Raw genomic sequence first — 5,345 nt, 5'->3', positions numbered from 1 at the left:
TCGCCTTTCTTTGATGACAGCAAAACCCGGTTGGTTTCTGCTAGATTGCACGATAACCCCACCCGTTTAGTGGTGGCTGATGGTTCTTCAGTGCCTGGGGGTCTGCCAGATTTACAGCCCATAGTCCAGTTTAACATAGAAACCCGTCTGAGTTCTGCCAGCGCTTCGGAACTGTTACCTCTATTAAAAGCTAATGATGCGGTGGGCTTGGTCAACAGAATTCAAACCCTCACAGAACAAGGGGTGATTAGGCCCTAGGCTTTCTTGGATCAGTTATGATGTCAATAATAACGGAGGATTTGGAAAATGGTAGCAGCAAATGAGTATCTTCTCGATCCTGATGAAGATGAGGAGGAGGAGGGTTCGTCTGGCCCAGTGATATTGGGTTTGGCTATTACTTCTAAGGTCATTGGTATTGCGATTGGAGCCGTAGGAGCAATTTTGTTTGGGGCTGGTGTGTTTTACCTGGCTTTTCCGGCTTGGGAAGAACAGCAAATGCTGAATTCTTCTATTCAAACTAAGCAAAGGGAAATTGAACAGCAAAATGAGAAGTTGCAGCAGCAAGAAGAAGCTGAGAGACAACTAGCCGAGGCTAAACAGCGACGGGCTAGTGTAACGGCTTTGTTTGCTGATGAGGCTAATCTGCAAACGTTGATGTTTGATGTTAATGAACAATTAAATCAAATTAATGGGGGGATTTTGGATGAAGATCTAAAAGCGCGTTTGATTAGGTTTCAACCCCTAAATGATGGACCTGTACTGGTGGCTGATGGTTCTCTCGGTTCCCAAGTTAATAATAAACTGAGACGACAAGAGTACGAGGTGGAGTTGGAAGGGAGTTTTGAGCAAATCCGCAGATTTCTGATTTCTCTCGAGAGAATGCAGCCTATGTTGGTGGTCAGAGATTTTAGTTCTCAGTTGCTCGATCGCGCGCCAGAATTGAAGGGGGAAATTCGCCAGGGTCGCTTTGTTCCCATAGATGACCAGCCGCAACGCCGCCTCAGAAGCACGTTTAAGTTACACGCCTTAATGCCTTTGAGTGACCAGCAGCGTGAGGACAAACAGCAAGCAGGTCAGGAAGCTGAAAAAAAATAATGCTCTGGTTCACAGATAATGGAGCGATCGCCTCATAACCCCTAATTAATGGCGATCGCTCATTTTTTTGCGGAAGGGGGTTGACAAAATCGCTAAAATGTGATAGCCGTGATAAAACATCCGTGCATCCGTGGCTGTAGATAATTTCCTATTGTCCTGTTGTCGCGGATCAACTATGATTTTTCCAGGCCTAAGCAAACATAATATATAAACCCATAGCAACGGTTGCTTTCCAACTTTTAGGAGGAAATGTGAGAGATATTTTAGGATTTGGTGGAGGAGTAATGGGGGGAGTTGCAGCAGCCATGGTTGTGGCTGTCGCTCCCGCCCTAGCGTTTACTGTTGTCCGCGATATTCAATTATTCCAAGCCGACAACGGGGAGATTAACCTGGTGCTGGTAACAGACGGCGGCGAACGTCCAGCGGTGTTTGTGATTCGGCGGGGTAATGATTTTGTCGCCGATATTACTAACGCTCAATTGAGTTCTGCGAATGGGTCATTTCAGCAAAATAACCCGGCTCCTGGTATTGCTTCCATTGTGGTGAACCAGCTAGACCCGACCAGTATTCGGGTGATTGTGACGGGAACTAATGGCTCTCCTGAAGCGCGGATAATTCAAGGTGCGGGAGATGCTATTGCGATCGCGATCGCTCCAGAAGGGGCGATCGCCGAGGCTCCGGCTTTTGCACCGGAACAACCTGGGAACGGTACTTCTCAGGTAATGGTTCCCGACCCACCAGTTAGCATCACTGGTCAGCCTACGGCCCCTTCTCAAAACGGCAATAATGAGATTATCATGCCCGACCCGGCTTTAACTCCCCAAATGGGTCAAGCGCCATTACAGCCACGGCGTTCCTTAGACACAGCCCCACCCTTCCAACCCCGTGCTGTTGCGCCACCTTTAGGAGATATTGCGGTTTCTAATATCAATCAGGGTGTTTCCAATGTCAACCTGAACACCAACGAAATCATCCCCCGCCTAGTGTTGCGAGACGCATCAGTGCGGGAGGTATTATCATTGTTGGCGCGGGTTGCTGGCCTTAATGTTGCATTCAGTAATTTGAGGCAAGATCGTACAACTGGGCGTTTTCGACCGGGAGATGAAGCACAGGAATTTAAAATTTCCTTGGACATTGAAAATGAACCAGTCCAGGAAGTCTTTAACTATGTCCTGCGATTAACCGGGTTACAAGCCAATCGAGTTGGTAACACGGTTTTTGTCGGTTTTGAACTGCCTGAGTCTGCCCAAAATATTGTGATGCGAACCCTGAGAATGAATCAGGTAGCCGCTGAGAATGCAGCCAGTTTTTTAAGCACTCAGGGCGCTGCAACTCAGGTTTTAGTTACCGAAACTAGAAGAGTTACTGAAGGCGACGGGGATAATGCGCTGACAATTACAAGTAGCTCAACCCGAATCCAACCATTGGGAGCAACAGAAGGACAAGGACCTCTGGTATTAAGGGGGCTGTCAGTATCAACAGATGCACGGCTCAACTCTGTGACTCTGGTTGGAGATCCTGAAAAGGTAGAGATGGCAACTGCTATGTTAATGCAGCTCGATCTCCGTCAACGTCAGGTGGCGGTTAATGTGAAAATCATTGACGTGAACCTGACCGGGGAAGCCACCCAGAGCAGTAGTTTCTCCTTTGGGATTAATGATACCTTCTTTGTGAATGATGGCGGGGCGGCTTCTCTCAACTTTGGTGGCATCAATCCCCCAACTCGTGGTCAGTCTACAGGTGGTGTCACCTCTCGCCCCATTATTACCAACCCCCTAAGCGATGAAGACCCATTTTTTGATCGCGATAGCACGATTAGGACTCCGTTAACGGCTCCTGGGGGTGGTGTTGGCTTGAGACCGATTCGACCTGTCACCGAGAGACCGGGAGGGGTTGGGCTTTCTGAATACGAACCCTTTGAGAGAGACTTAACAGATGGAACTCTGAGCGCCCTGGGTAGCACTACTGTTTCCGTGTTTCCCTTCTTCCAATATCCTCGGCGGTTCCTGTCTACCTTGCAAGCTCAAATCGTCAGCGGTAGAGCCAAAATCCTCACCGACCCCACCTTGGTGGTACAAGAGGGAGAAACTGCTTCCGTGCAACTGGTACAAGAGGTATTGCAATCGAGGACAACAACTTTTACAGATACTCCTTCGGGTACCAGGGAAACCATCCAGCCTCAACTTGTACCTGTGGGCTTGACTCTGGGGGTGAATGTTCAGCGAATTGATGATAATGGCTTTGTCACGATGACCATTAACCCAGAAGTTAGCTCCCCAGGAAGTCAGGTAGGAACAGGTGGCGATGATTTTGTCTTACAAATCTTTCGGCGGAATTTGCAGTCTGGTCGGATTCGTCTGCGGGACGGTCAAACTCTGATTGTCTCTGGTATTATTCAAGATCAGGAACGGACTGATGTAAGCAAGATTCCCCTGTTGGGTGACTTGCCTATCCTGGGTTCTCTGTTCCGTAGAAGCAGCACCAGCAGCGAGCGGGCTGAGGTAATTGTGTTGGTAACGCCCAATATCCTGGATGATTCCGATCGCTCTGGGTTTGGCTACCAGAATAATTTTAGTCCCGATGTCCGCCAGATGATGCAAGGGCGTTAGGATCTGGCCGGAAAAACCCATTAACCGAAAATCCCCCACCCCTGGGGGATATTTTGATCGGCTAATATCTTAAAAAAAGTGGAAAATTCCCCTAAATCTATGACAATTTAGGGTTAAACCCTATCTATGTTGCTACAGAAACCTTAGAATAAGGCAGAAAATCGTGCAAACCATTGGGGGTAATTGATTGGCCCCCAGTTCTCAAAAGGAGAGATTGATGAATAAGGGTGAATTAATAGATGCAGTAGCCGAAAAAGCAGGTGTCACCAAAAAACAGGCTGATGCAGTGTTGAGTGCGGCCCTCGAAAGTGTTATAGATGCTGTTGCTACACAGGAAAAAGTCACCCTGGTGGGATTTGGTTCTTTTGAAGCGAGGAAACGCAAGGCCCGCGAAGGCCGTAACCCCCAGACGGGTGAAAAAATGGATATTCCAGAGACTTGGGTTCCGGCTTTCTCGGCAGGAAAGATGTTTAAGGAGAAGGTGGCTCATAAATAGTCGTCCATAACCCACCACTAATCAGGATATGGATTTAGTGGGTCTCCACGGGAGTAGATCATGAACAGACCCAGCCACGGGGGAAATTTGATGTGGGCGGCTTCGATCGCTGATTGTCCGCCATCAGAAATTGTCGATTTCTCGGCTAGTATTAATCCCCTCGGCCCTCCGTTAACGGCGATCGCCGCTTTGGCTAGTCATCAGGGGGAGATTAAAACCTATCCTCAGCCGGATTATATGGACCTGCGACAGGCTTTAAGTCGCTTCCATGGGGATGTACCCGTTGAATGGATTTTGCCGGGAAATGGGGCGGCTGAGTTGCTGACATGGGCGGGCCGGGAGTTGGCGCAAGGGTCGGCTACATATCTGCTGACTCCGGCTTTTGGGGACTATCGGCGATCGCTCAATGCTTTTAATGCTAGGGTGATCGAGTTTCCGATTAGTCTCGAAGGTGGCGATAACCTCCAATTTGATGGGTTGGGGGAATTACACCAAAGGGCGGGACTATTGCTGAATACTCCCCACAATCCTACGGGTATATTACTACGGCCAGAGTTGATTTTGCCTCTGTTGGAAAGGTTTGCTTTGGTGGTGGTTGACGAGGCTTTTATGGATTTTCTGCCACCGTCGGCACAAACTAGCTTAATTCCTATGGTGGCAGATTTTCCCAATTTGGTGATTGTGCGATCGCTGACTAAATTCTACAGTCTGCCTGGTTTAAGATTAGGATATGCGATCGCTCACCCAGACCGCCTAAATTTGTGGCGACAGTGGCGAGACCCTTGGTCTGTGAATAATTTAGCCGTGGCGGCGGGTATTGCAGTTTTAGGCGATCGGGCTTTTGAGGAAAAAACCCACCATTGGTTATCTATTAACCGCCCTAAACTCTATCAGGAATTAGGGAATATTGCCGGACTTTATCCTTATCCAGGGGTGGCTAATTTTTTGCTAGTCCGGTCTCAATGTTCTGTCACTCAGTTACAAACCAAACTACTTACAGATTATCGGATTTTGATTCGCGATTGTTTGAGTTTTCCAGAATTGGGGGACAATTATTTCCGGGTCGCCGTCCGCACCGAAGCTGAAAATCAATATCTGATTACCGCTTTAAAAAATATATTAATAATTGATAATTGATAATTAAT

5 protein-coding genes and 1 pseudogene are annotated in these 5,345 nt (G+C 48.0%); 5 read left to right on the top strand and 1 reads right to left on the bottom strand.

The window, feature by feature from the left end; all coding sequences use genetic code 11:
• Together B9T16_RS25375 and B9T16_RS25370 are read left to right on the top strand one after the other, a co-directional pair.
• Window positions 1-258, top strand: a pseudogene (locus B9T16_RS25375) (fimbrial assembly protein); the annotation flags it as partial.
• A gap of 48 nt (window positions 259-306) precedes the next feature.
• The gene (locus tag B9T16_RS25370; RefSeq protein ID WP_006617076.1) at window positions 307-1,095 is read left to right on the top strand and encodes a hypothetical protein; all 789 of its coding nucleotides are present in this window, start codon (window positions 307-309) and stop codon (window positions 1,093-1,095) included.
• Window positions 1,096-1,140: 45 nt separating this feature from the next.
• On the opposite strand, the gene B9T16_RS25365 is transcribed toward B9T16_RS25370, so the two are convergent.
• The gene (locus B9T16_RS25365) at window positions 1,141-1,293 is read right to left on the bottom strand and encodes a hypothetical protein (protein ID WP_161782996.1); all 153 of its coding nucleotides are present in this window, start codon (window positions 1,291-1,293) and stop codon (window positions 1,141-1,143) included.
• Between the two features lie 53 nt (window positions 1,294-1,346).
• Between B9T16_RS25365 and B9T16_RS25360 the strand changes: the two genes are divergently transcribed.
• The 3 genes from B9T16_RS25360 to cobD all read left to right on the top strand — a co-directional run bounded on the left by B9T16_RS25360 (window position 1,347) and on the right by cobD (window position 5,337).
• Entirely contained in the window at window positions 1,347-3,704 is a 2,358-nt protein-coding gene (locus tag B9T16_RS25360) for an AMIN domain-containing protein (RefSeq protein WP_410246068.1), read from the top strand.
• A 217-nt stretch (window positions 3,705-3,921) separates the two neighbouring features.
• Window positions 3,922-4,200 (top strand): HU family DNA-binding protein, encoded by a 279-nt coding sequence (locus B9T16_RS25355; protein ID WP_006617078.1) that lies wholly within the window; start codon window positions 3,922-3,924, stop codon window positions 4,198-4,200.
• 60 nt (window positions 4,201-4,260) lie between these two features.
• Complete coding sequence (cobD, locus tag B9T16_RS25350; RefSeq protein ID WP_006617079.1) at window positions 4,261-5,337, top strand: threonine-phosphate decarboxylase CobD; 1,077 nt, start codon at window positions 4,261-4,263, stop codon at window positions 5,335-5,337.
• The last annotated feature ends 8 nt before the right edge of the window (window positions 5,338-5,345 follow it).

This window comes from Arthrospira sp. PCC 8006 (assembly GCF_046480465.1).
In the GTDB taxonomy this organism is placed as follows: Bacteria; Cyanobacteriota; Cyanobacteriia; order Cyanobacteriales; family Microcoleaceae; genus Limnospira; species Limnospira platensis.
Note: the sequence above shows the minus strand (reverse complement) of the source record. Positions and strands in the feature narration are given on the sequence as shown.

Coding starts and splice junctions, on each gene's coding strand:
- B9T16_RS25370 (WP_006617076.1), top strand. CDS start 307: ATGGTAGCAGCAAATGAGTATCTTCTCGATCCTGATGAAGATGAGGAG.
- B9T16_RS25355 (WP_006617078.1), top strand. CDS start 3,922: ATGAATAAGGGTGAATTAATAGATGCAGTAGCCGAAAAAGCAGGTGTC.
- cobD (WP_006617079.1), top strand. CDS start 4,261: ATGAACAGACCCAGCCACGGGGGAAATTTGATGTGGGCGGCTTCGATC.